This is a genomic window from Kribbella koreensis, from assembly GCF_039525325.1.
Classification (GTDB): domain Bacteria; phylum Actinomycetota; class Actinomycetes; order Propionibacteriales; family Kribbellaceae; genus Kribbella; species Kribbella koreensis.
The window spans coordinates 326,455-351,493 of sequence record NZ_BAAAHK010000007.1; the positions used below are offsets into that span (position 1 = coordinate 326,455).

Annotated in this window: 28 protein-coding genes and 1 tRNA gene; 15 read left to right on the forward strand and 14 right to left on the reverse strand. The window is 67.6% G+C overall.

The window, feature by feature from the left end; translation table 11 throughout:
* The first annotated feature begins 75 nt into the window (after positions 1 to 75).
* A complete protein-coding gene (locus ABD116_RS15460) occupies positions 76 to 1,041 on the forward strand; it encodes a TIGR03557 family F420-dependent LLM class oxidoreductase (RefSeq protein ID WP_343969493.1) in 966 nt (321 codons plus the stop codon).
* On the opposite strand, the gene ABD116_RS15465 is transcribed toward ABD116_RS15460, so the two are convergent.
* Positions 1,030 to 1,647 (reverse strand): UdgX family uracil-DNA binding protein, encoded by a 618-nt coding sequence (locus ABD116_RS15465; protein WP_343969496.1) that lies wholly within the window; start codon positions 1,645 to 1,647, stop codon positions 1,030 to 1,032. The genes ABD116_RS15460 and ABD116_RS15465 overlap by 12 nt on opposite strands.
* 10 nt (positions 1,648 to 1,657) lie before the next feature.
* Positions 1,658 to 1,855: a CDGSH iron-sulfur domain-containing protein gene (locus ABD116_RS15470; protein WP_343969499.1), complete on the reverse strand. Its 198-nt coding sequence runs from the start codon at positions 1,853 to 1,855 to the stop codon at positions 1,658 to 1,660.
* A 41-nt stretch (positions 1,856 to 1,896) separates the two neighbouring features.
* Between ABD116_RS15470 and ABD116_RS15475 the strand changes: the two genes are divergently transcribed.
* Complete coding sequence (locus ABD116_RS15475) at positions 1,897 to 2,865, forward strand: iron-containing redox enzyme family protein (protein WP_343969502.1); 969 nt, start codon at positions 1,897 to 1,899, stop codon at positions 2,863 to 2,865.
* 1 nt (position 2,866) lies between these two features.
* A complete protein-coding gene (locus tag ABD116_RS15480; RefSeq protein ID WP_343969505.1) occupies positions 2,867 to 3,736 on the forward strand; it encodes an alpha/beta fold hydrolase in 870 nt (289 codons plus the stop codon).
* Positions 3,737 to 3,764: 28 nt separating this feature from the next.
* On the opposite strand, the gene ABD116_RS15485 is transcribed toward ABD116_RS15480, so the two are convergent.
* From ABD116_RS15485 to ABD116_RS15495, 3 genes are read right to left on the reverse strand one after another with little or no spacing between them, the layout of a single operon-like run.
* A complete protein-coding gene (locus ABD116_RS15485; RefSeq protein ID WP_343969508.1) occupies positions 3,765 to 4,091 on the reverse strand; it encodes a plasmid stabilization protein in 327 nt (108 codons plus the stop codon).
* Positions 4,092 to 4,104: 13 nt separating this feature from the next.
* Positions 4,105 to 5,124, reverse strand: coding sequence for a DNA topoisomerase IB (locus ABD116_RS15490; protein WP_343969510.1), 1,020 nt, complete (start codon positions 5,122 to 5,124; stop codon positions 4,105 to 4,107).
* 18 nt (positions 5,125 to 5,142) lie between these two features.
* On the reverse strand, positions 5,143 to 5,460 hold the full coding sequence (locus ABD116_RS15495) for a hypothetical protein (RefSeq protein WP_343969513.1): 318 nt from the start codon (positions 5,458 to 5,460) through the stop codon (positions 5,143 to 5,145).
* A gap of 192 nt (positions 5,461 to 5,652) precedes the next feature.
* On the opposite strand from ABD116_RS15495, the gene ABD116_RS15500 reads away from it, so the two are divergent.
* From ABD116_RS15500 to ABD116_RS15525, 6 genes are all read left to right on the forward strand, one after another.
* A complete protein-coding gene (locus tag ABD116_RS15500; protein WP_343969516.1) occupies positions 5,653 to 6,456 on the forward strand; it encodes an SDR family oxidoreductase in 804 nt (267 codons plus the stop codon).
* Between the two features lie 20 nt (positions 6,457 to 6,476).
* Positions 6,477 to 7,694 (forward strand): MFS transporter, encoded by a 1,218-nt coding sequence (locus ABD116_RS15505; RefSeq protein ID WP_343969519.1) that lies wholly within the window; start codon positions 6,477 to 6,479, stop codon positions 7,692 to 7,694.
* Between the two features lie 67 nt (positions 7,695 to 7,761).
* Positions 7,762 to 7,834: transfer RNA gene (locus ABD116_RS15510), tRNA-Thr, on the forward strand.
* A 92-nt stretch (positions 7,835 to 7,926) separates the two neighbouring features.
* Positions 7,927 to 10,017, forward strand: coding sequence for an MMPL family transporter (locus ABD116_RS15515; RefSeq protein ID WP_343969522.1), 2,091 nt, complete (start codon positions 7,927 to 7,929; stop codon positions 10,015 to 10,017).
* Positions 10,018 to 10,056: 39 nt separating this feature from the next.
* Positions 10,057 to 11,232, forward strand: a complete 1,176-nt coding sequence (locus tag ABD116_RS15520) for a sensor histidine kinase (RefSeq protein ID WP_343969525.1) — start codon at positions 10,057 to 10,059, stop codon at positions 11,230 to 11,232.
* Positions 11,229 to 11,873 carry a response regulator gene (locus tag ABD116_RS15525; RefSeq protein ID WP_343969528.1) on the forward strand — a complete coding sequence of 215 codons (645 nt, stop codon included), beginning with the start codon at positions 11,229 to 11,231 and terminating at the stop codon, positions 11,871 to 11,873. Before ABD116_RS15520 ends, ABD116_RS15525 begins: the two co-directional genes overlap by 4 nt.
* Here ABD116_RS15525 and ABD116_RS15530 read toward each other — a convergent pair.
* Both ABD116_RS15530 and ABD116_RS15535 read right to left on the reverse strand, forming a co-directional pair.
* Positions 11,870 to 12,001: a hypothetical protein gene (locus tag ABD116_RS15530; protein WP_343969531.1), complete on the reverse strand. Its 132-nt coding sequence runs from the start codon at positions 11,999 to 12,001 to the stop codon at positions 11,870 to 11,872. The genes ABD116_RS15525 and ABD116_RS15530 overlap by 4 nt on opposite strands.
* Before the next feature lie 38 nt (positions 12,002 to 12,039).
* Positions 12,040 to 12,693 (reverse strand): GntR family transcriptional regulator, encoded by a 654-nt coding sequence (locus ABD116_RS15535; RefSeq protein ID WP_343969534.1) that lies wholly within the window; start codon positions 12,691 to 12,693, stop codon positions 12,040 to 12,042.
* Between the two features lie 159 nt (positions 12,694 to 12,852).
* On the opposite strand from ABD116_RS15535, the gene ABD116_RS15540 reads away from it, so the two are divergent.
* The 3 genes from ABD116_RS15540 to ABD116_RS15550 all read left to right on the forward strand — a co-directional run bounded on the left by ABD116_RS15540 (position 12,853) and on the right by ABD116_RS15550 (position 15,737).
* On the forward strand, positions 12,853 to 13,557 hold the full coding sequence (locus tag ABD116_RS15540; RefSeq protein ID WP_343969537.1) for an alpha/beta hydrolase: 705 nt from the start codon (positions 12,853 to 12,855) through the stop codon (positions 13,555 to 13,557).
* 54 nt (positions 13,558 to 13,611) lie between these two features.
* Positions 13,612 to 14,265, forward strand: a complete 654-nt coding sequence (locus ABD116_RS15545; protein WP_343969540.1) for a trimeric intracellular cation channel family protein — start codon at positions 13,612 to 13,614, stop codon at positions 14,263 to 14,265.
* Between the two features lie 116 nt (positions 14,266 to 14,381).
* A complete protein-coding gene (locus tag ABD116_RS15550) occupies positions 14,382 to 15,737 on the forward strand; it encodes a choice-of-anchor Q domain-containing protein (RefSeq protein ID WP_343969543.1) in 1,356 nt (451 codons plus the stop codon).
* A gap of 246 nt (positions 15,738 to 15,983) precedes the next feature.
* On the opposite strand, the gene ABD116_RS15555 is transcribed toward ABD116_RS15550, so the two are convergent.
* The gene (locus tag ABD116_RS15555; RefSeq protein WP_343969546.1) at positions 15,984 to 16,463 is read right to left on the reverse strand and encodes a nuclear transport factor 2 family protein; all 480 of its coding nucleotides are present in this window, start codon (positions 16,461 to 16,463) and stop codon (positions 15,984 to 15,986) included.
* A gap of 44 nt (positions 16,464 to 16,507) precedes the next feature.
* Complete coding sequence (locus tag ABD116_RS15560) at positions 16,508 to 17,758, reverse strand: aspartate aminotransferase family protein (protein ID WP_343969549.1); 1,251 nt, start codon at positions 17,756 to 17,758, stop codon at positions 16,508 to 16,510.
* 88 nt (positions 17,759 to 17,846) lie between these two features.
* Between ABD116_RS15560 and ABD116_RS15565 the strand changes: the two genes are divergently transcribed.
* Together ABD116_RS15565 and ABD116_RS15570 are read left to right on the forward strand one after the other, a co-directional pair.
* On the forward strand, positions 17,847 to 18,755 hold the full coding sequence (locus tag ABD116_RS15565; RefSeq protein ID WP_343969552.1) for a LysR family transcriptional regulator: 909 nt from the start codon (positions 17,847 to 17,849) through the stop codon (positions 18,753 to 18,755).
* Between the two features lie 152 nt (positions 18,756 to 18,907).
* Complete coding sequence (locus tag ABD116_RS15570; protein WP_343969555.1) at positions 18,908 to 19,564, forward strand: response regulator transcription factor; 657 nt, start codon at positions 18,908 to 18,910, stop codon at positions 19,562 to 19,564.
* Positions 19,565 to 19,631: 67 nt separating this feature from the next.
* Here ABD116_RS15570 and ABD116_RS15575 read toward each other — a convergent pair whose 3' ends face one another.
* Positions 19,632 to 20,576 (reverse strand): EamA family transporter, encoded by a 945-nt coding sequence (locus ABD116_RS15575; RefSeq protein ID WP_343969557.1) that lies wholly within the window; start codon positions 20,574 to 20,576, stop codon positions 19,632 to 19,634.
* A gap of 67 nt (positions 20,577 to 20,643) precedes the next feature.
* Between ABD116_RS15575 and ABD116_RS15580 the strand changes: the two genes are divergently transcribed.
* Entirely contained in the window at positions 20,644 to 21,495 is an 852-nt protein-coding gene (locus tag ABD116_RS15580) for a LysR family transcriptional regulator (protein ID WP_343969560.1), read from the forward strand.
* On the opposite strand, the gene ABD116_RS15585 is transcribed toward ABD116_RS15580, so the two are convergent.
* From ABD116_RS15585 to ABD116_RS15600, 4 genes are read right to left on the reverse strand one after another with little or no spacing between them, the layout of a single operon-like run.
* A complete protein-coding gene (locus ABD116_RS15585; RefSeq protein ID WP_343969563.1) occupies positions 21,492 to 22,013 on the reverse strand; it encodes a gamma carbonic anhydrase family protein in 522 nt (173 codons plus the stop codon). The genes ABD116_RS15580 and ABD116_RS15585 overlap by 4 nt on opposite strands.
* 10 nt (positions 22,014 to 22,023) lie before the next feature.
* Positions 22,024 to 23,277 (reverse strand): MFS transporter, encoded by a 1,254-nt coding sequence (locus ABD116_RS15590; protein WP_343969566.1) that lies wholly within the window; start codon positions 23,275 to 23,277, stop codon positions 22,024 to 22,026.
* Positions 23,274 to 24,641: a GH1 family beta-glucosidase gene (locus ABD116_RS15595; protein ID WP_343969569.1), complete on the reverse strand. Its 1,368-nt coding sequence runs from the start codon at positions 24,639 to 24,641 to the stop codon at positions 23,274 to 23,276. Before ABD116_RS15595 ends, ABD116_RS15590 begins: the two co-directional genes overlap by 4 nt.
* The gene (locus ABD116_RS15600; RefSeq protein ID WP_343969572.1) at positions 24,631 to 25,035 is read right to left on the reverse strand and encodes a YbjQ family protein; all 405 of its coding nucleotides are present in this window, start codon (positions 25,033 to 25,035) and stop codon (positions 24,631 to 24,633) included. The genes ABD116_RS15595 and ABD116_RS15600 overlap by 11 nt, the downstream gene beginning before the upstream one ends.
* Between the last annotated feature and the right edge of the window lie 4 nt (positions 25,036 to 25,039).

Consider the following 25,039-nt stretch of genomic DNA (forward strand, 5'->3'; position numbering starts at 1 on the left):
AGTACCCACCGGTATGCGTGCAGATGAATGCGGCGGGGCACCGGGGAGGTACCGACGAGACCTTGGAGGCGTGACGTGAAGATCGGGTACTTCCTGTCCAGCGAGGAGTACACCCCGGCGCAGTTGATCGAACAGGCGCGGCTGGCCGAGGAGTCCGGCTTCGACGGCCTGTGGATCAGTGACCATTTCCATCCGTGGAACGACGAGCAGGGGCAGAGCGCGTTCGTGTGGTCGACGATCGGCGCGGTCTCACAGGTGTGCGAGCTGCCGGTGACGACGGCGGTCACCTGCCCGACCGTACGGATCCATCCCGCGGTCATCGCCCAGGCGGCGGCGACCAGCGCGGTACTGCTGAACGGACGCTTCCGGCTCGGCATCGGTACCGGCGAGGCGCTCAACGAGCACATCTTCGGCGACGCCTGGCCGACCGTCGACGTGCGGCTGGAGATGCTCGAGGAGGCTGTCGAGATCATCCGGCGGCTGTGGACCGAGGACGGCTTCGTCAATCATCACGGGAAGCACTACACGGTCGACACCGCGCGGATCTACACCCGGCCGGACTCACCCCTGCCGATCTACATGTCCGGGTTCGGGCCCGAGGCGACCGATGTCGCGGCGCGGATCGCCGATGGGTACATCACGACCAGTCCGGACAAGGAGTTGCTGGAGCGGTACCGCGCCAACGGCGGCGGGGACAAGCCGGCCCAGGCGGGCTTCAAGGTGAGCTATGCGCCGACGGTGGACGAGGGCGTCGAGCAGGCGCATCGGATCTGGCGGAATTCCGGGGTGCCGGGTGAGCTGGCCCAGGTTCTGCCGTCGCCGCGGCATTTCGAGCAGGCCAGCGAACTCGTCACCAAGGAGCAGACGGCCAAGTCGGTGGCGGCCGGCCCGAAGGCGGACGATCATCTCGAGGCGTTCAAGCCGTACGTCGAGGCCGGCTTCGACGAGATCTACGTGGCGAACATGGGCCCGCACTCCATCGACATGATGAAGCTGTACCGCGACGAGGTCCTGCCCGAACTGCGCCGCTCAGGAAAGTAGCCCGGCCGCCTTGCGGAGGTCGTCGACGAAGAGGGCGAAGTCGCGGCGGTACTCCTCGGAACGTACGACAGCGGACGGGTGGACCGTCGCCATCGCGGCGGTCCCGTCCGCCAACTCGACCGCCTCACCCCGGCGCTCGGTCACCTTGAATCCGCTGCCCAGCAACGCCCGGGCGGCAACCGCACCGAGCACGACCACCAGCTCCGGCTTGACGATCTGCAACTCGCGCGTCAGCCAGGGCGCGCAGGCCGTGATGTGCCCGGCGGCCGGTGTCTTGTGGATCCGCCGCTTTCCTTTGCGCTCGAACCGGAAATGCTTCACCGCATTGGTGAGATAGACGGCGTCCCGCTCGATCCCGGCCGCCGCCAGCGCCTTGTCGAGCAACCGCCCGGCCGGCCCGACGAACACCTGGCCTTCCTTGTCCTCGACATCGCCCGGCTGCTCGCCGACGAGCATCATCCGGGCCTTCGCGGGCCCGTCGCCTGGGACGACCTGCTCCGCGTCCTCCCACAGATCGCAGCCGCGGCAGTCCTTCAGCCCAGCAGCCAGCTTGGGCAGCCCGCCGCGCGCAGGCACCCACTCCTCCGCTCCGGCGAACTTCTCCACGGGTCTGCTCCTATCGACGCTTCCTGATCAGCGTATGCGTCCCGTCGCACAGCGGCTTCAAGGCCGACTTCCCGCAGCGGCACAACGCGATGGTGCCGCGGCCGGGGTCGATCAGCTCGCCGTTCTCGTCGCGGAGCTCGAAGTTGCCCCTGACAATCAACGGTCCGTCCTCGTACGCCTGGATCTCGGCGGTATCAAAGTTATGCACGGGGTACCGGTACCCAGCGTCACACCGAAGGAGAACCCCTGATGCGCCTACCCCCACCCCGCGGACCGCTCAGCAACTGGCTGATCGTCGGTTTGCGTGACCGCTCGCTCACTGCGGCCCCGCCGATCGGCGAGGACGGCCGGCCCTGGGCGGACGAGGATCTGCAACTGGCGCTGTGGTGCTGCTACGAACTCCACTACCGGGGTTTCGACGAGGTCGATCCGGAAGCGGAGTGGAACCCGCACGTACTCGGCTTCCGCGCCAAGCTCGAGCATTGCTGGTCCGGCTGGCTGCAGGCCACGTACTGGCGCCCAGTCGACGGCAAGCCTTCGCAGCTGTTGCGAGAGCTGATCGACAACGACGACGGCCCGTCGCTGGCCGGGTACCTCCAGCGCCACGCCGGGCTCGAGGAGTTCCGGGAGTTCGTCCTGAACCGGTCGATCTACCAACTCAAGGAGGCCGACCCGCACAGCTTCGGCATCCCCCGCCTCGACGGCCCCGCAAAGGCCGCCCTGGTGGAGATCCAGGCCGACGAGTACGGCGGCGGCCGCCCCGACCGGATGCACGCCGAACTCTTCCGTACGACGATGCGCTGGCTGGACCTCGACGACACCTACGGCCGCTACGTCCCCGACGTACCAGCCGTCACCCTCGCCCTGTCGAACCTCATGTCCTACTTCGCCCTCCACCGTCGCTGGACCGGTGCGCTGCTCGGCCACCTGGCCGCCCTGGAGATGACCTCAACCCTCCCCAACCGCCGGTACGCCGCCGGCGCAACCCGCCTGGGCGCCGACTCTGCTGCCGCCCGGTACTTCACCGAGCACATCGAGGCCGACGCGGTCCACGAACAGATCGCCGCCCACGACCTGTGCGACAGCTACGCCTCGGACCACCCCGACGCCATCCCCGACATCCTCTTCGGCGCCACCTGCTGCCTGGCCCTCGACAACCTCTTCGCCCATCAGCTCCTGGACCGCTGGCAGACCGCTGCTTCGAAGGTGGCGAGCTGACATGTTCGACGGTTTCCAACTCGACCGGGTCACCGTCGGCGAAGTGACCCTCCGGGTCCGCCACGGCGGGTCGGGACCCGCCGTGGTCTTGCTCCACGGGCATCCGCGGACGCACACCACGTGGTACCAGGTCGCTCCTGCCCTGGCCGCTGATTTCACCGTGGTCTGCCCCGATCTGCGCGGCTACGGCCAGTCGGACAAGCCGGCCGCGGACGACGCGCATACGCAGTACTCGAAGAGGGCGATGGCGGGTGACGTCGTACAGCTGATGACTTCACTCGGCCACGACCGCTTCGCCGTCGTCGGGCACGATCGCGGTTCGAACGTCGCGTACCGGACCGCGCTCGACCACCCCGACCGGGTCAGCAAGCTGGTCGTGATGGACGGCGTACCGGTGGTCGAGGCGCTGGAGCGGTGCACGGACAAGTTCGCCGCGATGTGGTGGCACTGGTGGTTCTTCGCCCAGACCGCCAAGCCGGCCGAGCGGGTCATCTGCGCCGATCCAGAGACCTGGTACAACGCCTGGACGTCGAACGGCCCCGACGTACTCGGCCCCGAGAACCATGCCGACTTCCTCGCCGCCATCCGCAACCCGGCCACCGTGCACGCGATGGTCGAGGACTATCGCGCCGGCCTCGGCATCGATCGCCAGGCCGACGAGAAGGACCGCGCGGACGGCCGCCAGATCACCTGCCCCACGATGATGCTCTGGTCGGAACGCGACGACATGGAAGAGATCTACGCCAACCCACTCGAGGTCTGGCACCCGTGGTGCCCGCAGATCGTCGGCCACGGCATCGACTCGACCCACCACATCGCAGAAAACGCGCCCCTAGAGCTGGTCCGGAGCCTCCGAGGCTTCCTGCGCTAACGGCTTCCTGCGCCAGCGGCCTCCTGGGCTAGCGGCCTCCTACGGCCTTCTCCAGCTGGGCCTTCGTCATCTTCGAGCGGCCCTTGATGTTCTTGTGCTTGGCCTCGTTGTAGAGCTGTTCTTTGGTACGTCCCTGAGACCCGCTGTGCGACCGCAGCCCACCGCGCCGGCTCGACGAGATGTCGTCGGTCGACGTGCGGCTCTTCTGCTTCGCCTCGCCGGAGCGGGCACGCTCCTTGTTGACCGTGCGCGCGGCGATCTCCTCGGCGGTGTCCTCACTGCGACCACGCTTCTTCAGCCCGGCCTTGATGTGCTCGTACTGCCGCTCACGCTTCTTGCTCGACCCTGCGGGCATGGTGGTTCTCCTCTCATTTTGCAGCCCCGGTACCCAGCAACCGAGCCACCGAACGCTCCAGCTGTGTCCGCACCACAGCCCGGTTGAGGTTGTCCGACCCCGCCAGGCTGATCGCCCGGGCGATGGTCCGCCCTTCCTCGTACTGCGCGATCACCCGCGGATCGACGTACGACGCCCGGGCCACCGCCGGGGTATTGCCCAGATGCCCCGAGACCTCGCTGAGCATCTGCTTGACCGCAGCCGTCTTGGCCTTCTTGGTGTCGGGCGGTTCGGCCTGCGCCAGCGCGACGGCCGCATGGACGGTCGCCGTCCAGGTCCGCAGATCCTTGACCGTGTAGTCGTCGCCGACCAGCTCCTGGAAGCGCCCGTTGATCTGGTCGGCATCGAGATCGTGCCAGCCGTCGCGGTCCCGATAGACCAGCAGATGCGGGCTCTCGTGCCGGCTGCGCTTGAGCGCGGTGACCGCCGTGACTAGCTTGGCGTCCTCGAGCTCCAGCGTCCGCCGGATCCCGCCCTTGGCCGTGAAGTCGAAGACCAGCAGCCCTTTGCGGACTCGGACGTCGTCGCGCAGGAGGGTCGCCGCACCACGGCTGCCGTACTCCTCGGCGTACTGGGTGTTGCCCGTCCGGAACACCCCATGGTCGAGCATCCGCAGCGCCACCGCGAGCACGCGCTGCTGCGTGAGCCCCTGCGAACACAGATCGCGGTCGACCGCTCGGCGGAATGCGGGCAGGCGGCGCGCCAGGCGGCGTACCCGCTCGTACTTGTCCGCGTCCTGCGCCGTCCGCCACTCGTCGTGGTACAGGTACTGCCGCCGGCCGGCCTCGTCGTTGCCGACGGCCTGGATGTGCCCGTTGGGGTGCGGGCTGATCCAGACGTCCTGCCAGGCAGGCGGGATCGCGAGCGCTTTGATCCGCTCGATCGCCTCGGCATCGCGGATCACGTTGCCCTCGGCATCGAGATAACTGAACCCGGTACCACGCTTGCGCCGCGTGAACCCGGGCCGGTCGACGTTGACTCTTCTCAGCCGCACGCCGTCCTGTACCCAGGACTATTCGAGCTCCGCCGCGACGTTGGCGCCGGCCAGCAACTTCGCGACCGCCGGATTGGGCGTCGCCACCACGAGCTTGCGCCCCTTGGCGCGGAACCGCGCCTGCGCGTCCCGGAGGATCTGCGCCAGCAACTCAGCCCCGTTGACCGGAATATCGAGCCGGAGCCGCAAGGCCCCTGCCCGCCATTCGGACGCCTCGACCAGCAACCGGCGCAACGCCATCGCGACCGGAACGTCCATCATCCCGGCCACGGCAACCACCGCGCCCCCGCCATCGACCACGGACAAGTCGATCCGGGCCGCCCGGTCTCCACTCATACGCCTCCCCCAGGGCCGTGCCATCAACCCACCCTCCCCGCTGCCTTCTTCATCGTCAACTGAAGGCGCGGCGGTACGCGTTGGGCGTAGTCCGCACCACCCTGTGGATAACTCCAGGATCCCCAGTCCCGCGAAGGGTGCGTTTCGTTCCTCTTCTATCCAGAAGGCCGACCGCCATGGCAGGGTCTCTCCATGACAAAAGTGAGCAACGCTCATGTTGTCGTCACCGGCGGCTCCAGCGGGATCGGCCTGGCGACGGCCCGGCTGCTGGCTTCCCGCGGTGCCTCGGTCTCCCTGATCGCCCGCGGCGCCGACCGCCTGGAGTCGGCTGCGGCGTCGTTGCGCTCATCCGGCGCGCTAGTCCGTACTGCGGCCGTCGACGTCTCGGACCAGGCCGCCCTGACCGCGGCTCTCGCCGGCTTCGTTGCTGAGGCGGGCCCGTGTGATGTGCTGATCACCGCCGCTGGCCTGGCCCGCCCCGGCCCCTTCCTCGACCTGTCCGATGAGGTGTTCCGGCAGATGATCGAGGTCGACTACTTCGGCACGCTCTACGCCATCCGCGCCGTGGCGCCGTCGATGGTCTCGCGTCGGAGCGGCTCGATCGTGGCGATCAGCTCCAGTACGGCGCTACTCGGGTTCTACGGCTATTCGGCGTACGCGCCGGCGAAGTTCGCCGTACGGGGCCTGATGGAGGTCGTCCGCAGCGAACTGAAGCCCGCCGGAATCCACGTCGCCTGCGTCTTCCCGCCCGACGTCGACACACCGCAACTGGCCGAGGAAAACCTCTACAAACCCGCGGAGACCGCCGCCATCTCCGGCGCGATCAAACCCATCACCGCCGACCAGGTCGCCACCGACATTGTCCGCGCGATCGACCGCCGTCGCTTCGCCGTCTATTCCGATCCCGGCATAGCCACCCTGTCCGGCCTGGGCCCGCTCTTCGCCCCGCTCGTCCGCCGCTTCATCGACCGCCGCGTGCGCGCTACTCTGCGGTAATCATTGGGAGGGAAACACTGATGGTGGAGCTCAAACTGCGCAGCCGCTGGGGAGCAATCGTCGCCTTCGCCCTGGTAGGCGCGGCCACCCAACTCGTCTGGCTCAACTTCGCCGGCGTCACCACGGTCGCCGCCACCCGCTACAACGTCTCCGAAAACGCCATCGGCTGGCTGGCCCAAGTCTTCCCGCTCTTGTACGTGGTACTGGCAATCCCCGCCGGCCTGATCCTCGACAAATGGTTCCGCAGCGGCCTGATCGCCGGCGCCGTCCTAACCGCCCTCGGCGCCCTACTACGACTCGGCGACACCTACAACTGGCTCCTCGCGGGCCAACTCCTAGCCTCCATCGCCCAGCCCTTGGTCCTGAACGCGGTCACCGGCATCACCGGCCGCTACCTCTCCGAAAAAGACCGCCCCACCGGCATAGCCGCGGGAACCGCCAGCATCTTCGCCGGCATGGTCATAGCCTTCGCCCTCTCAGCCATCCTGGCCGACAGCAACGACCTCCCCACCATGCTCTGGCTAACGGCAATCTTCTCCGTAATCGCCGCCGCCTGGCTCATCATCGCCCTCCGCAAACCAGGCGAACACAAACCAGAACACCACCGCCCAGACCGCAACGCCCTGAAGATCGCCTGGTCCGACCCCCTAATCCGCCGCCTCTGCCTCTTGGCGATCTTCCCCTTCGGCGTCTTCGTAGCCATGACCACCTTCACCCAAGCCCTACTAGAACCCGCAGGCGTAACCGCCGGCACCGCCTCCACAATCCTCCTAGTCAACGTAGTAGCCGGAGTAATCGGCAGCGCCATAGTCCCAGTCCTGGTAGTCCGCCACCACGCCGAAGCCGCCCTCCTAGTAGCCAGCCTCTCCATAACCGCCCTAGCCTGCGCCGCCCTGGCCCTATGGCCCGGCGCCGTCCTGGCCTTCATAGCCATCACCCTGATCGGCTTCCTACTACTCCCCGCCCTACCCATCGTCCTAGAACTGGTAGAACGCCGAACCGGCGAAGCCGAAGGCACCGCAGCGGGCCTGATCTGGATGTCCGGCAACCTAGGCGGCCTGATCGTCGCCACCATCGTCGGCCTACTGGTAGACCACCCCCTAGCCGCCTTCCTGGTAATGGCCGCCGTAGCCCTAACCGCAATCCCAGGCGCCCAATCCCTCCGCCGCCCCATAGCCACCCTCAACACCCCAACCCCCATGACCCCACCCACCACCCCAATCGCCCCACCCACCTAACCAATCCCCCACCCGCACCACCCCCACCCCACCATCCACTACGATGGCCACGCACTCCCGTGCACCCGCCGACGTGGCGCAACTGGCAGCGCACCGCTCTTGTAAAGCGGTGGTTAGGGGTTCGAGTCCCCTCGTCGGCTCTCTGAACTGGGGCCGTACTCCGTGCGGAGTACGGCGAAGTGTCTGCTGTGGCCGGACGTTTCAGACCTGTCGGGTTGACAGCGTGGTTGCCATGACTTCTCAGCTACGGGCGCCCGGCCACTCCGGTGCCGATACCCGACCGAAAAGATCACGGGGCAAGACCGTGCTGCCGTGGTTCATGCTGGCTGTGTGGATCGGGCTGCTGGTTGGCGGCTTCTCGCTTGCCGGCAAGCTCGACTCGGTGACTCGCGATGGCCAGGCCGACTACCTGCCGGCAAGCGCCCAGTCGACCAAGGTGCTCCAGGCCGAAGCCAGGCTGCCCGGCGGTGAGAACGGCCTGCTCGTGGTCGTGTACGAACGACCCGGCGGCCTTCGACCAGGCGACCGGGAGGCGGTCGTACGCGGTCACGCCGAGCTGGCGAAGCGATTCGGCAGCGACACCGGCGCATCGCCCCAGATCATCGACTCCGCCGACGGCACAGCCCTGATGTACACGCTGCCGCTCGACCGGAAGGCGATCGACGAGGAGGCTCGTGCCACCGCCGAGGCGCGTGACCTTCTTGCCGGCCGGCCGAACGGCCTGAATGCCTATGTCACCGGTCCGACCGCGCTAGGGGCCGACATGGACGAGGTCTTCGATTCCGTCGACGCTACGTTGATGCTCGCTACCGCCGTAGTGGTGGCGATCCTGCTGATCCTGACGTACCGCAGCCCGCTGCTGTGGCTGGTCCCGCTCACGGCGGTCGGGGTCGCGGCGATCATGTCGATGGGTGTTGTCTACGCACTCACCCAGATCTTCGACTTCACCGTGACGAGCATGAGCTCGGCGTTGCTGATCGTCCTGGTCTTCGGCGCGGGCACCGACTACGCCTTGCTGGTCGTGTCTCGCTACCGCGAGGAGCTGCACAACCACGAGCGGCCGATCGACGCGATGCTGGCAGCGCTGCGTGGGGCCGGCCCGGCGATCCTCGCCTCGGCGGCGACGGTGGTAGCCGGCTTGTTGTGCCTGCTGGCGGCGGATCTCAACAGCACCAGCGGTCTCGGCCCGGTGGGTGCGGCTGGCATCGGGTCCACGCTGCTCGTCATGTTGACGCTTTTCCCGGCCCTGCTGGTGGTGCTTGGGCGCCGGGTCTTCTGGCCGTTCGTGCCGCGGCTCGGGGTGGAAGCACACGCATCTGGTACTCGGTGGGGTCGGCTCGGCGAGCTGGTTGCGCGCCGCCGCGTGGTCAGCTGGGCGGTGCCGCTGGTCATCTTGGGCGGTCTCGCGCTGGGCACAGTGGGAGCCACCGGGTCGCTTCCGCAGCTGGACCAGTTCGCCCGTTCGACGCCGGAGTCGGTGACCGGGGCGAAGCTGATCGAGGTGCGCTACCCCGACCAGAGCGGTCAGCCGCTCACCGTGATGAGCCGGCCGGACCAGAGCCGCGAGGTCCTGGCCGCCGTCAAAACGACACCGGGGGTTGCCGAAGCCGAGATCGGCCGGACCAGTGATGACTGGGTGGAGATCTCCGCGCTCCCGGTCGACTCGCCGGAAAGCGCGGGTGAGACGGCAACGATCAAGCGGCTGCGGGAGCACGTACGCGAGGTCGCCGGCGAGGCCGCGCTGGTCGGTGGGCCGAGTGCCGAGAAGCTTGACGAGGCCGAGACCAACAAGAGCGACCGCAATCTGGTGATGCCGCTGATCCTGCTGGTGGTGCTCACCATCCTCGGGCTGCTGCTGCGGGCGATCGTGGCTCCGCTGGTACTGGTCGCCACCGTCGTGGTGTCGTTCTTCGGAGCCCTCGGACTGTGCAACCTGGTGTTCGACCACGTGCTCGGTTTCGCCGGGTTGGAGTCGTCGGTGCCCCTGATCGGGTTCCTTTTCCTGGTCGCACTCGGGGTCGACTACAACATCTTCTTGATGACCCGGGTCCGTGAGGAGGCCGCCCGGCACGGCACTGTCGAGGGCACGAAACGTGGCCTCGCGGTGACCGGTGGCGTGATCACCTCGGCCGGCGTCGTGCTCGCGGCGACGTTCGCGGTGCTCGCCACGCTGCCGCTCGTCATGCTCGTCGAGATTGGGATACTGGTCGCCGTCGGCGTGCTCATCGACACCTTGCTGGTGCGGTCCATCGTGGTTCCCGCACTGACGATGTCGCTGGGTTCGCGGATCTGGTGGCCCAGCAAGCTCTGGCGCATGGGATAGGACTGTGTCGATGACCCTGTCGATGACACTGGGTGAACGATGACGGCGCTCCGTCCGTCAGTAGCCGATCGGCTGCTGACGGCGGCGGTGTTCGTGCTCGGCGTCGTCGTCGCTCTGACGATCCACGCGGTCGATTTCGACGGCGAGCGAAGCGTGGATCTGTGGGCGATCGCCCTCCTGGGCGCGATGTCGGCGCCGTTGCTGGCCCGCCGGCGCCGGCCGATCCTCGTAGTCCTCGCGGTCCTCGTCGTGTCGACGCCGTACCACATCCTCGACTATCCCCACGAGGCCACGATGCCGGCCTCACTGGTGGCGGCGTTCACGGCGGCGCGCCACAGCGCGCCACCGCGGCGGGCCACCGCCGTCCTGCTGGCGGTGGCCGCGGTGACCGTGCCGGTCCTCGCCGACGAGGCGTCGGGGGCACCTGACGATGCTCTCCTCGGCGTCGGCTGGCTGTTCATGGCCTTCTTCGCCGGGCTGGCGGTCCGCTTCCATGAAAACTGGAAGGCCGCCGTCACCGCGCGGGCCGAGCAGGAACGTGCCGACGAGGTCGAGCGGCGGGTCGCCGAGGAGCGGGTCCTGATCGCTGCAGAGCTGCACGACGTCCTGGCTCACGGCCTCGCGGTCGCGAACGTCCAGGCGTCCGTCGCCGCGCACTTGATCGACCAGCTGCCGGGGCGCGGGGATGCGTCGCTGCAGGAGCTGTCCAGCACGCTGCACAGCCTGTCGGACACGAGCGGGGCCACACTCCGCGAGCTGCGTGCCGTTCTGGACCTGCTGCATGGTGGCGATGCCGAGCCAACCGCGCCGGCGCCCCACCTCGGCGAGCTGCATCGTCTCGTGGAGATGGCCGAGGCGGCCGATGTCCGGGTCGACGTGGAAGCTGACGGGCTCCCGGGCGAGTTACCGTCGACGGTGTCCGTCGTGGCCTATCGGATCATCCAGGAGTCGCTCACCAATGTCATCCGGCACTCGAAGGCCAGGCACGCGACCGTCCGACTCGCCCAGAACGGCCACCGGCTGCGGATCGCGGTCGTCGATCACGGGCCCGCGCGAGCGAGCTCGACCGTGACACCGGCCGGCTTCGGGATCGCCGGGATGACAGGGCGAGCACAGGCCGTCGGCGGCGAACTGTCCGCCGGCCCGGGCGAGTCCGGAGGGTTCGAAGTACGGGCCAGCCTGCCGCTGCCGGAGATCTGGCGGGTGCCCTCGTGATCCGGGTCCTGCTCGCCGACGACCAGACCCTGGTGCGCGGCGCGTTCGCGCTGCTGGTCAATTCCGCTGACGACATGGAGGTCGTCGGAGAGGCCGGCACCGGAGACGAGGCGGTGACACTGACCCGGGACCTGCGCCCCGACGTCGTCTTGATGGACATCAGGATGCCGAGCACCGACGGCATCGAGGCGACCCGGCAAATCACCGCCGGCGACCGATCGAGCAGCAGCAAGGTGCTGATCCTGACCACGTTCGAGACCGACACCAACGTACTGCGCGGCCTTCGCGCGGGGGCGTGTGGTTTCCTGCCCAAGGACACCCGTCCGGACGCGCTGCTGGACGCCATCCGCACCGTCGCGGCTGGGGAAGCGCTGCTCTCGCCCGGCGCGACCAGGGCGGTCATCACCCGCGCGCTGAGTCGCCCGGACGCCCCTGCGCCTGAGCGGTTGGCCAGCCTGACGGCGCGCGAACACGAGGTGCTTCGCCTGGTCGCCGCCGGCCGAAGCAACCGGGAGATCGCGGACGAGTTGGTGGTCAGCCCGCTGACCGCCAAGACTCACGTGGCCCGCATCCTGGCGAAGCTGGGCGCCCGCGACCGGGTCCATCTCGTGATCGCCGCGTACGAAGCCGGGCTCCCCTAGGCTGGGCCGGTGCGGCGGACTGCCAGGCCGTCGATCTGGTAGACCTTGCCGGCTGTTCTGGTGGGCAGGAGCACCGATCCGGTCAGGAAGGTCGACAGGACCGGCAGCGGCACGACTTCCTGGTACACGAGTGACGGGTTGCTGAGATCGACGATGCCGACCTCTTCTATTTGGGGGTTTCGTCGGTTGTGAGGGTGTGCCAGAGGTCGAAGGCCAGGGCGGCTGCGCCGGGGGCGTCGCCGGATTCGATCAGGGTGATCAGGTCGTTGTGGCGGGCGACCGAGGATTGGCCGTCGGCTTTGAAGCGGGTTCGTTCGGCTCGGCGGATCAGGGGGTCGAAGCGTTCGAGGGTTGCTTCGAGGGCTCGGTTGCCCAGGGCGGTGACGGGGATTCTGTGGAGGTCCTCGTCGGCGGTGAGGGCGGCGTCGGCGTCGCCTGATGCGACGGCCGTGGCGAAGCGGTCGTTGGCGTCTCGCATTCGCTGGATGTCTTCAGGGTTGAGGTGACCGGCTACGCCTCGTACGGCCAGTTCGTGCATCGCGGCGACGACGTCTCTCGCGTCGCTCACGGCCTGGACGTCGATGGTGCTGACTGTGGTGGACCGGCCGGGTAGCGCGACTACCAGGCCGCTCTCGCCGAGGCGTAGGAGCGCTTCGCGGACCGGGGTGCGGCTGACACCCAGCCATTCGGCGAGGTCGCCGTCCTTGAGTTGCTCCCCTGGGGCGAACGTTCCGTCGACGATCGCGTCGCGGAGGCGCCGGTAGACGTCGTCGCGCAGGAGGGTTCGGTCGACGGCTGGACCGCCCGAAGGAATCGGCATTGCAACATATTGCACGCACAATCCGTCACGCCGTGAATCCTCGGCGGCTCTTGCGCTGGTCGATACGCACCAATATATTGCATATCGGAGACGCGATCGCCGTCTCCGGACCAGCGATCCGCTCGGGCACTCCCGGGGCGGGAAGGAGAGGACCGGCTCATGAGCACCGACCAGGAGATCAAGAACGTCGTACTGGTGCACGGCGCGTTCGCCGACGGCTCGGGATGGCGTGGCGTGTACGACAACCTGACAGCGCGCGGCTACCGGGTGACGATCGTGCAGAACCCGCTGACCTCGCTGGAGGACGACGTCGAGGCGACCACCCGGGTCCTGGATCGGCAGGACGGCCCCACGATCCTCGTCGGCCACTCCTGGGGCGGCACGGTCATCACCGAAGCCGGTGCGCACGCGGCCGTGGCGGGGCTGGTCTACGTCTCCGCACTAGCGCCCGACGCCGGCGAGACCACCAGCCAGCAGTACGAGGGATTCGCGGCGACGCCGGAGTTCGTCATCGACGTCGTCGACGGGTACGGGTTCCTCAACCACGAGAAGTTCCAGGCCGGTTTCGCCCACGACGTCAGCGACGTGGACGCAGCCTTCCTACGTGACACGCAGGTCCCGATCAACATATCCGCCTTCGGCGCACCGGTGAAGAACGCGGCCTGGCGGGACAAGCCCAGCTGGGCCGTCATCGCCACGGAGGACAAGGCGTTCGACCAGGCGATGCTGCAGCACATGGCGAAGCGGGCCGGCGCCACCATCACCAACGTGTCCGCCAGTCACGCCGGCTTCATCACGCAGGCAGGCGTCGTCGCCGACGTCATCGACGCTGCCGCCAAGGGTGCTACGCGCACCAGCCACTGAACCGTCTTCGAGGCCGGGATCGCGCGCGCCGGTCCCGTTCTCCGGAAGGACACCATGCCGATCACGCCGTTCCAGGTGGCGCTCTGGATCGAGCTCCTGGCCGCCGGACTCGGCGGTCTCCAAGGAGCGCTCTTCGCCGCGGGCGCCAGGTCTCGCCGCATCGACGTACTCGGTGTCATCGCGATCGGACTCGCCGTCTCGCTCGGCGGGAGTCTGCTCCGCGACCTCGTTCTCAACCAGCCGCCGGTCGTTGTCTGGAGCAACTGGTACCTGATCGTCGCGGCCGCCTCGGCGATCCTCGGCATGGTGCTGCAACCCGTGTTCGCGCGAGCGGACTGGCTGATCACCGTCCTCGACGCCGTCGTGATGGGACTGTTCGGCGCGATCGGGGCCTCGAAGGCACTGTCCCTCGGCGTAGGCGTGGCCGGAGCCCTGGTGGTCGGCGTGATCGGAGCGATCGGCGGCGGAATGCTGCGCGACGTCATGCTGGGCCAGCCGTTCTCCTTCCTGCACGTGAGCACCCTGTACGCCGTAGCCGCGGGCGCGGGTACCGGAGCACTGGTACTACTCGCCAAACTCGGCAGCCCCATCCCGATCGCGGGCGTCGTCTGCGTCGCGGTGGCCACGCTCATCCGCCTGGCCGCCGTCCACTTCGACTGGACCTTCCCCGAACAGTTCACAATCCCCCTGAAGCCGAAGGGCGACTGAAGGACGTGCTGGCCGTGAAAATTCATTAGTATGAATCTCTTGACCTAGAGGATGACTGGGCACACACTCATCCGACAAGTCCTCAGTGAACCGCCCCACGCTGAAGGAGATTGTCGATGTTCAGTCGCCTCGCCCTGCCCTTTTTGCTCCTCCTCGGAGCGCCGGCCCTGCACGCCGCAGCAGCCACCACCGGTACGACGTACTACGTGGACCCGGCCGTCGGCTCATCCAGCAACACCGGTACCTCCGCCAGCCCGTGGCGGACGCTCGAGGAGGTCTTCGCTTCCGGCAAGACCTTCGCTGCCGGCGACATCATCTACCTCCGCAACGGCAACCACGGCAGCCCCGTGATCCGCGGTGGCGTCTCCTCGGGCGTGCGCACCATCAAGGCCGCGCCCGGGCAGACCCCGACCATGAAGACCTTGCGTTTCCAGAGCGGCGCGAACCATTGGACCGTGGACGGAGTACTGGTGTCACCCCAGGAGGCCGACGGCTCCTTCACGACCGGCAATCTGGTCCAGGTCGACAGCGGCGCCACCGACAACGTCGTCCAGAACTCCTCGATCCGCGCCGCGAGCGACTCCTCGGCGCAGACCTGGTCCAACGATCAGTGGGTGCAGCGGAGCGGTACCGGCATATTGGTTGCTGGTAGCAACAACCAGCTGATCGGCAATCACGTCCGCAATGTACGCAACGGCATCATGCTCGAGCGGACATCCACCGCCGGCGCCGGCGCGACCGGAGCCGTTGTGCGAGGCAATGATGTCCAGAACTTCTGGGAGGACGCGTACCGCTGCAAGGTCAGCGGTTGCCTGATCGAGAGCAACACCGCGGTCAACAGCTATGCGGTCGTACCGGCCGGCATGGAGGCCGATCCCCCACACCGCGACATGTTCCAGAGCTATCGCGGCGACGGCAGCTTCACGCCGGTGACCAACGTCATCATCCGCGGCAACGTCTTCATCAGCCGCCAGGGCACGCGGTATCCGAACATCCCGTTCCAGTACGACGGGAAGTACACGATCCAGGGCATCAGCGCGTTCGACGGCCCGTACGACAACTGGACCATCGAGAACAACGTAGTACTGGTCGAGGTCGGTCTCGCGATGGGGCTGTACGGCATGGACAACAGCCGAATCGTCAACAACACAGTCGTTCCCAACCCCTTGGGCACCGACAGCGAGATCCGCCTGACCAACCAGAAGGACGGCACCCCGTCCGACCACAACGTGGTCCGCAACAACCTCGCCCACCACTTCAACACCGGCGCGGCCACCAACACCCAACACAGCAACAACATCGAGGTCGGTACGGCGTACACCACCTACTTCGCCAACTACCCCGCCCTGGACGTCCACCTAAAACCCGGCAGCCCCGCCATCGACGCCGGCACCCCCACCGACGCCCCCACCACCGACGCCTCCGGCAACCCCCGCACCATCCCGTACGACGTCGGCGCCTACGAGTTCTGAGCCTTGAGCACCCACAGCACGGAGGCCTGTACACGAGCAACGGCGAGGCCCGGCAGGAGTTCGACCACCATCTCAGCGGCAAGACCACGCCACACCTCGACCGACTTCGGCTTTCGTCCGCCAACCTGGCGGTCGATGTCCCGTCAGCTGTCCACTGTGGCGTCTCGCTCAACGACGTCGGGGTCGACAAGACAGTCCCTCGGCGCGGTCGGGCAGAGCCGGAGCGTGCGTGGGATGGAAGGCGGGCTAGGGGGTTAGGACGGATTGGAAGATGCCGAAGTTGCCGGTCATCCAGGTGGCGGTGAGTTTGAGGGTGGAGATTCGCCAGCCGGAAGCCGTGCGGACGAACTTGTTGGTGTAGTGGCCGTAGACGGTTTGGTCGGGGCTGCCGGTGGAGTTGGGGAGGTGGTGGCGGGCTCGGACGTACGCGACGACCGTGGCGTGGTCGTCGTCTTCGAAGGTGATGACCACGTTGGTGATCATGTGCTGCGTGGCTTGGAAGGACTCCATGCGAGGGGCGGTGGCCTTGACCCAGTCGTCGGCGGAGAGGCGGACCACCGGTTGGCCGAAGCCTTCACTGAAGTCGACTTCTACCTCGTCGGTGAAGCAGGAGCGGAAGAGGTCCCAGTCGCGGGAGTCGGTGCCGGTGGCGTAGCGGAGTTGGACGTCGGCGATTTCGGCGCGGTCGAGCAGGTACCGCAGAGATGATTCAGTTGACGTTGTCATCTAAGCAGCTTAGCAGTTCAGATGACAACGTCAACACGGCGGCTTCAGGACGACAGGGCGGCGTCCAGGATTTCCAGGCCCAGGGAGAGTTCTTCTTCGGTGGCGGTGAGGGGTGGGGCGATACGGAAGACCCCGCCCATGCCGGGGAGTTGGACGATGTTCATGTGGAGGCCCAGTTCGAGGCAGCGGCGGGTGACGGCGGCGCCTAGTTGGTCGGCATCGGCGCCGCCTAGTTCCACGCCTAGTAAGAGGCCGCGTCCGCGGATGTCGGCGATGGCTGGGTGGCGGTCAGCCAGTTCCAACAGGCCCGACCGGAGGAAGGTACCGAGCTTGGCGGCTTGTTCGTCCAAGTGGTCTCGGGTGAGGACATCCAGGACGGTGTTGCCGACGGCGGCGACCAGCGGGTCGGAGACGTGGGTGGTGAAGAAGAGGTAGCCGCGGTCGTGGGCGGCCGCCTCGATCTCCGGGCTGGTGATGACGGCGGCGATCGGGAGGCCGGCACCGAGGGTCTTGGACAGGGTGAGGATGTCCGGTACTACGCCGTCGCGCTCGAAGGCGTACCAGTCCCCCGTCCGGCAGAGCCCGGTCTGCGCCTCGTCGAGGATCAGCAGCATGCCCCGCTCGCGGCATTTCTGCTGCAACGCGGCGAGATACCCGACAGGTAGATCGAGAACACCCCCGGAGCTCAGGATCGGCTCGACGATGCAGGCGGCGAGACTGCCGACGGACTGCGCGTCAATCAGCTCGAAGCCGAAGTCCAGCTGGCGTTGCCAGTCGAGCGACCCATCAGCAGCCAAGAAGTCCGGCCGATAAGTATTAGGCGCCGGGATGGCGAAGTTGCCAGGCGATGAAGGCCCGTACCCCTTACGCCCAGCGCTGTACGTCGCATTGGCCGCCGCCTGCGTCATCCCGTGCCACGACCGCGCGAACGAGACGATCTCATGCTTGCCGGTGACCAGCTTGGCCATTCGGATCGCGGCCTCGTTCGACTCCGCGCCGGTGCTGAGCAGCAGTACCTTCGACAGCGGCTCGGGCAGCGACTCCGCCAGCCGCCGCGCCAGCTCGACCACCGGCCGGCTCAGCATCCCGCTGAACAGATGGTCGAGCGTCCCGATCTGCCGCCGGACGGTGTCGACGATGTCCGGGTGCGAATGCCCGAGAATCGCGCTCATCTGCCCGGAGGTGAAGTCGAGGATCCGGCGCCCGTCCTCGGTGAACAGGAAGCTGCCGGCCGCATGGTCGATCAGATCCGGGCTGAACGCGCCAGGCCCCATGTAGCGCACAAGATGATCCATACCCACGACGCTAGGAGCCGGGAAACCATCGCGTCCAGCACACGTTCCCGCACTTGCTGTTCACAAAAACCGCACAACAATGGCCGGTATGACGCTCAACCCCTGGCGGCTCCGGCTGCTCAACCGGCTGGAGACCCACGGCACGATCCGCGCCGTCGCCACGGCTCTCGACCTGAGCCCGTCGAGCGTCTCCCAGCAACTCGCACTGCTCGAGACCGAGACCCACACCAAGCTCCTGGAGCGGACCGGCCGCCGCGTCCGCCTCACCCCGGCCGGCCTGATCCTGGCCCGCCGGGCGCAGGCGATCCTCGATCACATGGACGCCGTCGAGGCCGAACTGCGCAGCTTCGGCACCGAACCGGCCGGCCTGGTCCGCCTCGGCGCCTTCCAGAGCGCGATCCACACCCTCGCCATGCCCGCCGTCAGCCGACTGGCCAAAAGCTACCCACATCTAGAGATCCAGGTGCTCGAACTCGAACCCCACGAGAGCCTGGCCGCACTCAGAAGCGGCGATGTCGACCTGATCGTCACCACGACGGACTTCGTCGAGACGCCACTCGGCCCGGACCTCGATCTCCTCCCCCTGACCACCGACCTGATCGTGCTCGTACTCCCGCCGGATCACCCGACAGCAGGCCGCGGTCCGGCCGACCTCTCCGCGTACGCCGACGAGCCCTGGGCCTTCGACCGCCCCCAGTCGTACATGGCCAACCTCACGACCCGCCTCTGCCGCCAGGCCGGGTTCGAGCCGAGGGTCGTCGGCCGATTCAGCAACTACTCGACCTTGCTCAGGCATGTCGAGGCCGGGCTGTCCGTCGCGATGCTGCCGAGCCTGGCCGTGGATCCGCGGTATCGGGTCGCCACCCGGCGTCTCGTCGTACCGGTGACGCGGGCGATCACCGCCGTCGTACGCCGGGGTGCGCCGCCGCGGCCGGCGGTGCTCACCGTGCTGGCCGCGCTGCGGCAATTAGAACAAACCACTGTGCATGAGGTCTGATGATTTCTTTCATTCTTTGATTAATGGGTCAATGATTTCTGTGTTCTGCGTCACTGTGATTTTGTATACCACCAGGTGGCGCGCTGAGACGCCGCCCGGGGCCGCCGGAATTCGGTGATACTCGGGGCTATGGAACTGGGGGAGCATTATCGGTGCGCGTACTGATTGCAGGGGTGGACCAGGGTTTCGTGGCCGCCACCGCTCGTGAACTCCGCCGATTGTCGATGGCGGTCGACGTCTGTCACGACGGCGGCGGCGCGCTCGAACGCATCGGGCTGCACGACTACGACGTTGTAGTCCTCGACGCCGAACTGCCGTCCGTTCCCGCCGACGAGTTGGTCCGCAAGGTGGTCGCGTCCGGCGAAGGGCCGCGACTGCTCCTGCTGACCCGTTCGACCGAGCCGTCCGACCGGGTCGAAGGGCTCGCGATCGGCGCGGATGACGTGCTGAGCTGGCCGTTCGCGACGATCGAGCTCGTCGCCAGGATCCAGGCGCTCGGCCGCCGGTCGGTACGCGCGCTTCCGCCGGTACGACGATGGCAGGGCATCGTGCTCGACCTGCCCAGGCACCAGGCCAGCCGGGAGGGCCGCTTCCTTCAGTTGTCGCCGAAGGAGTTCGCCGTCCTGGACGTGCTGATGCGGGCCGCGGGGGTCGTGGTCAGCGCCGAGGAGCTGCTCGAGAAGGCCTGGGACGAGAATGCCGATCCGTTCACGAATGCCGTCCGCGTCACGATGATGACACTGCGCCGAAAACTCGGCCCGCCCGGTCTGATCGAGACCGTTCCCGGCGTCGGATATCGATTGCGCTAATGCGGACCGGAGCTCGAACCTTCCGCCCCCGGAGGTCGATCCCCGGCCCGCTCACGTAGCGACGTCACTACTCCTCAGATTCAACCCGATCACGCCTATTGCGGGCATCAAGGATTTCCCTTACGCCACCCTTATCCCCGCCCTGAGCCGAAATCGCGACGGCGTTGGCGGTGATGATCGCGGCGACCGCCAGCCACTCGACCAGGCCGAGGGTCTGGTGGAGAACGATCCAGCCGACGAGTACGGCGAGCAGCGGGTTGGTGCTCATGAAGAGGCCGTAGAAGGCGGTGGGGATCCGGCGGAGGGCGAGCAGGTCGACCAGGAACGGGACGGCTGAGGAGAGGACTCCGGCTGCGACTGCGTAGGCGACGTACCGGAGTGATGGCTGGTGGTGGAGGAAGATCCAGACGCCGATGGGGAGGTACACCAGGGCGGAGACTGTGGAGGCGGCCGCGGCGCCCTGGGCTGAGGGCAGCCGAGTGCCGAGCGTGCGGTTGAGGAGGATGTACGCCGCCCAGCAGGCCGCGGCGACCAGGCCGCAGGCTATGCCCAAGTAGTCGGTGGTCGGCTGGGGTCGCATGAGTACAGCTACTGCGACACCGGCGATCAGCGCGCAGCCGAGATCGACCTTGCGGCGGGACGCGGTCAGTGCGACCGCCAACGGACCGAGGAACTCCAGGGTGACCGCTAGGCCGAGGCCGATTCGGTCGATCGCCGTGTACAGGGTGAGATTCATGACCGCGTAGACGGCGGCGAGGGCCAGTACGGGCAGCCACTCGCGGTGAGTGAAGGCGCGGAAGCGGGGGCGGGTGATGCCGACCAGCAGGACGGCCGCCACCCATTGGCGCACCGCGACCACGCCGGCCGGTCCCAGCGCGGGGAAGGCGAGTGAGCCGGTGGCCGCGCCCACCTGGTTGGACAGGGCGCTGCCCAGCATCATCGCGATCCCGCCCATCCATGGTCGCGCGGCGGCGGCGGGCAGGGTGGCTGCTGGCGGAGCTTCCACGGTCATACCGGCAGGATGTGCCTGCGATAGCAATACGCAAAATGCATGAACTGGCGATCTATACGATCGGCGTATGGATGTGGAGCTGCGGCAGTTGCGCGTACTGGTCGCGATCGTCGACGCGGGAAGCTTCACCGACGCGGCACTGGATCTCGGCGTCTCGCAAGCGGCGGTCTCGAGGACGTTGGCGGCGCTCGAACAGAGCCTGAAGGTGCGGCTGCTCCACCGCACCAGCCGCACGATCGCGCTCACCCCGACCGGCGCGCAGCTCGTACCAAGGGCCCGAAGACTGCTGGCGGAGATGGACGAACTAGTCCGCGAGGCGACCTCAGGTCACGCCCGCCTCCGCGTCGGCCATGCCTGGTCGGCACTCGGCCGCCACACCGCGACCTTCCAGCGACGCTGGGCCGAGCTCCACCCCGACGTCGATCTCCTGCTGGTCCGCACCAACACCCCGAGTGGCGGCCTGGCGGAAGGCGTCTGCGACCTCGCGGTCGTCCGCACTCCACCCGACGAGAAGCATTTCGCCGTCACCGAGGTCGGGCTGGAGCGCCGCGTCATCGTGATGGCCGCCGACGATCCGTGGGCCCGGCGCCGCTCGATCAAGCTCGACGAGGTCCGCACCCGCACAGTCATGTCCGACCGCAGAACCGGTACTACGACAGCCGACCTCTGGCCACTCGGCGACCAACCGGAGTTGGAGGACACCGCCGACGTGGACGACTGGCTCGCGCGGATCGCGGCCGGCGGCGTCGTGGGCATCACCCCGGAAAGCACCGCCACGCAGTACGGGCGGGCAGGAGTCGTCTTCCGGCCGCTGAAGGACGCGCCGCCCGTCGCCGTACGGGTGATCTGGCCGCGGCACGACCCGCACCCGGCGACCCAGGACGCGGTCGCGCTGATCGCCGAGCTCTATCGGGGCTAGCCGACCTGCTTGACCGACGCGGCGTGCCGTTTGGCCAGGTCGTGGTAGATCGTCGCGTTGTGGTCGACGAAGAGCTTGGCGGTGCCCTCGAGCGGAATGATCTTCTTCGCCGGGCTGCCGAGCGCGACGGACTCGCCGGGGATGACCATGCCCGGGGTGACGGTCGCGCCGGCGGCGACCAGCGTGCGGGCGCCGACGACGGCCCCGTCGAGAACGATCGCGCCGTTGCCGATCAGGGCCTGCTCGCCGATCGTGCAGTCGTGGACCAGGCACTGGTGGCCGATCGTCACGTTCTTGCCGATCTCGCAGATCCCGGTGTTGTTGTGCAGCACCGAGTTGTCCTGGATGTTGGCGCCCTCGCGGATGATGATCTGCCCGAGGTCGGCGCGGATCACCACGCCGTACCAGATCGACGCGTCCTTCTCGACGATCACGTTGCCGACCAGGGTGGCGGTCGGCGCGATCCAGGCTTCCGGGTGCACGGTCGGGCTGACGCCCTCAAAGGAATACAGCGGCATGACCAGCAGACTAGGCGACCGCGCGAACCTTCTTCACCAGTACCGCGCCCACGAGCGTCACGACCGAGGCCAGCGTGTAGAGGACCGGGTAGCCGCCCAGGAGTTTGACGATCGGGGCGGCGATGGCCGGGGCGACCACCTGGGGCAGGCTGTTGGCGATGTTGATGACGCCGAGGTCCTTGGCGCGGTCGCGGGCGTTCGGCAGTACTTCGGTGAGCAGGGCGAAGTCGACGGACAGGTAGACGCCGAATCCGACGCCGATGATGATGGCGCCGATGAGCGCCGCGGCCCAGGTCGGCCAGATCGCGAGCACCATGCCGCCGGCCGCCATCACGATCCCGGACCAGGTGACGAAGATCTTCCGGCGGCCGATCCGGTCCGACCAACTGCCGAACCAGACGGCGGTGAGGACGACGCAGAGGCTGTAGACGGCGGTGAGGACCAGTACGCCGGTGTCGGGGTCGGCGTAATGGACGGCGTCCTGGAGGTAGTACAGGAGGTAGAGCGTGCCAAGTCCGTTGCCGAGGTTGAGCAGGAAGCGGGTCAGCCAGGCCCAGCCGAAGTCCGGGTACTTCCGGGGGCTGACCCAGAAGCTCTTCGCAAACTCCCGCCAGACCAGCCGCTCCTTCACCGGCAACCGCTGATCACCGCCACCTGCGAGGTATGGCACCACCGAGAGCAGGAGGAACACCGCGCAGGCGACATACCCGACGCCGATACCGCCGACGATCGTCGCCAAAGCCACGCCGACCAACGCACCCACCGTCTGAGCCAGCGCAACCCACCCACCGACAACCCCGCGCTGAACCTTCGGCACCCGATCCGGCACGGCGGCAGTAATCGCTGCCAGCAACGCGTTACAAGACGCCTGTACCAGACACCAACCAACCAGCATCACCGCAACCGCACTGGCGCCCGCCAAGACGAGCAGCCCCGCCGCGCCACCCAATGCCCCACCCAGCACCCACGGCACCCGCCTGCCGAACCTCGAACCAGTTCGATCCGAGAACGCGCCGGCCAACGGATTGGCAACCACCGAAACAGCTGCGCCTACCCCGGTCACCAACCCGAAGACGAACTCCTTGTTGCTCCCAGCAATCACATCGGACTGCTTGGCCAACAACACCTGGATAGGCCCGAGGAACGCTGCAAAGACGCCGACATTGGCGAGAACGACGGCGGCCGTCCATCGTCCCCGAACACGAGCCAGTGGCTCGGCAAGTGCGGCAACCGCCTCGCCGGCGGCTGGTGGCTGGTGGGTCATGGGCGGTGCTTGGCGATCAGGTCGCGGTACCAGTTGTACGAGGCTTTGGGGGTGCGTTCCAGAGTTTTGTAGTCGACGTGGATGAGGCCGAAGCGTTGGGAGTAGCCGGCGGCCCATTCGAAGTTGTCGAGGAGGGACCACTGGAAGTAGCCGCGGACGTCTACGCCGTCGTCGATCGCCGACTTCAACGACCTCAGGTAGCTGTCCAGGTAGGCGATTCGGCGTTGGTCGTCGACGACTCCGCCGACCACCCCGTCGTTGATGGCGCAGCCGTTCTCGGTGATGTAGATGGGCGGGAGGCGGTCCCCGTACCGGTCCCGAAGAGTGCGGAGGATCTCGCCGAAGGCGTCGGGGACGATCGGCCAGCCGAAGTCTGTCTTTTCGACGCCTTCGATGGTGCGCGGCTCGAACGGCAGGCCCGCGGGGATCGGGATGCCGTCGGTGGCGGCGGTGTCCGGGTTTCCGGTCGGGGCGCCGACGCGGGCCGGCGCGTAGTGGTTCAGGCCGAACCAGTCGATCGGCGTCGAGATGATCTCCAGATCCTCGGCCACCGGCCCCGGCATCCCGTCGCCGATCCCGTTCGGGTACTCCCCCAGCAGGATCGGGTCGACGAACATCCAGTTGATCAGGTTGTCGTACAGCCCGGCCGCCTCGACATCCTCAGCACTCGAGCTGGCCGGCCAGGTCGGCGAGTGGCTCGACGCGATCCCGATGTTCGACGCACCACCGGCCCGCAGCGCCTGTACTGCGCGCCCATGCGCCAGCAGTTGATGATGCGCCACCGGCAACGCCTCGAACCCGAGCTGCTTACCCGGCGCATGCCCGCCCACGGCGTACCCGATCAGCGTCAGCACCATCGGCTCGTTGATCGTCATCCACAACGGCACCCGGTCCGAGAACCGCTCGGCCAGGATCTTCGCGTAGTCGGCGAACCGATATGTGATGTCCCGGTTCAGCCAGCCGCCCGCATCCTCCAGCTCCTGCGGCGTATCCCAATGAAACAAGGTCGGAGCAGGCTTGATCCCGGCCTCGAGCAACGAGTCGATCAGCCGGTCGTAGAAGTCCAGCCCGTGCCCGTTCGCCAGCCCCTTGCCCGTCGGCTGCACCCGCGGCCAGGAGAACGAGAACCGATAGACATCGACCCCCAGCTCCTTCATCAGCGCGACGTCCTCGGCGTACCGGTGGTAGTGGTCGCACGCCACCTCCCCGGTATCACCGTCCTTGATCCGCCCCGGCTCGGCGCAGAAGGTGTCCCAGGTCGAGCGCCCGCGACCGCCCTCGGTCACCGCCCCCTCGATCTGGTACGCCGAAGTCGACACGCCCCACAAGAAATCGGGGCCGAAGGCAAGCGGCTCAGCTGTCATTGGCACCATCCCTGTTGTAGTCCACCGGCCGGACGATGACGGCCGTCCCGTAGGCCGCCACCTCGCTCATCGTCTGGGCGATCTCGTTGCAGTCGAACCGCATCGCCAGGATCGCGTTGGCGCCCATCTGATGCGCCATCTGGCACATCCGCATCACCGCGACGTGCCGCGACTCGGCCAGCATCTGGGTGTACTCCGGAACCTCACCGCCACCCAGCGACCGGAAGCTGGCGGTGAAGTTCGACCCGAAGTCGCGGCTCCGCACGGTCAGCCCGAACACCTCGCCGAACACCATGTCCGCCCGGTAGCCGGGCAGATCGTTCATGGTCGAGACGAGCACGGGATACGGCGAACCCTGCGGAGCCACGTGCGGCGGGGGAATGTATTGAGTCATGCCG

Bases quoted from the DNA above. Each gene is read 5' to 3' on its own strand.
- ABD116_RS15515 (WP_343969522.1), top strand. From the start codon at position 7,927: ATGACTTCTCAGCTACGGGCGCCCGGCCACTCCGGTGCCGATACCCGA.
- ABD116_RS15485 (WP_343969508.1), bottom strand. From the start codon at position 4,091: ATGCCCGCAGGGTCGAGCAAGAAGCGTGAGCGGCAGTACGAGCACATC.
- ABD116_RS15475 (WP_343969502.1), top strand. From the start codon at position 1,897: ATGCGCCTACCCCCACCCCGCGGACCGCTCAGCAACTGGCTGATCGTC.
- ABD116_RS15520 (WP_343969525.1), top strand. From the start codon at position 10,057: ATGACGGCGCTCCGTCCGTCAGTAGCCGATCGGCTGCTGACGGCGGCG.
- ABD116_RS15550 (WP_343969543.1), top strand. From the start codon at position 14,382: ATGTTCAGTCGCCTCGCCCTGCCCTTTTTGCTCCTCCTCGGAGCGCCG.
- ABD116_RS15585 (WP_343969563.1), bottom strand. From the start codon at position 22,013: ATGCCGCTGTATTCCTTTGAGGGCGTCAGCCCGACCGTGCACCCGGAA.
- ABD116_RS15540 (WP_343969537.1), top strand. From the start codon at position 12,853: ATGAGCACCGACCAGGAGATCAAGAACGTCGTACTGGTGCACGGCGCG.
- ABD116_RS15590 (WP_343969566.1), bottom strand. From the start codon at position 23,277: ATGACCCACCAGCCACCAGCCGCCGGCGAGGCGGTTGCCGCACTTGCC.
- ABD116_RS15580 (WP_343969560.1), top strand. From the start codon at position 20,644: ATGGATGTGGAGCTGCGGCAGTTGCGCGTACTGGTCGCGATCGTCGAC.
- ABD116_RS15480 (WP_343969505.1), top strand. From the start codon at position 2,867: ATGTTCGACGGTTTCCAACTCGACCGGGTCACCGTCGGCGAAGTGACC.
- ABD116_RS15595 (WP_343969569.1), bottom strand. From the start codon at position 24,641: ATGACAGCTGAGCCGCTTGCCTTCGGCCCCGATTTCTTGTGGGGCGTG.
- ABD116_RS15535 (WP_343969534.1), bottom strand. From the start codon at position 12,693: ATGCCGATTCCTTCGGGCGGTCCAGCCGTCGACCGAACCCTCCTGCGC.
- ABD116_RS15505 (WP_343969519.1), top strand. From the start codon at position 6,477: ATGGTGGAGCTCAAACTGCGCAGCCGCTGGGGAGCAATCGTCGCCTTC.
- ABD116_RS15565 (WP_343969552.1), top strand. From the start codon at position 17,847: ATGACGCTCAACCCCTGGCGGCTCCGGCTGCTCAACCGGCTGGAGACC.
- ABD116_RS15500 (WP_343969516.1), top strand. From the start codon at position 5,653: ATGACAAAAGTGAGCAACGCTCATGTTGTCGTCACCGGCGGCTCCAGC.
- ABD116_RS15545 (WP_343969540.1), top strand. From the start codon at position 13,612: ATGCCGATCACGCCGTTCCAGGTGGCGCTCTGGATCGAGCTCCTGGCC.
- ABD116_RS15560 (WP_343969549.1), bottom strand. From the start codon at position 17,758: ATGGATCATCTTGTGCGCTACATGGGGCCTGGCGCGTTCAGCCCGGAT.
- ABD116_RS15600 (WP_343969572.1), bottom strand. From the start codon at position 25,035: ATGACTCAATACATTCCCCCGCCGCACGTGGCTCCGCAGGGTTCGCCG.
- ABD116_RS15575 (WP_343969557.1), bottom strand. From the start codon at position 20,576: ATGACCGTGGAAGCTCCGCCAGCAGCCACCCTGCCCGCCGCCGCCGCG.
- ABD116_RS15495 (WP_343969513.1), bottom strand. From the start codon at position 5,460: ATGAGTGGAGACCGGGCGGCCCGGATCGACTTGTCCGTGGTCGATGGC.
- ABD116_RS15555 (WP_343969546.1), bottom strand. From the start codon at position 16,463: ATGACAACGTCAACTGAATCATCTCTGCGGTACCTGCTCGACCGCGCC.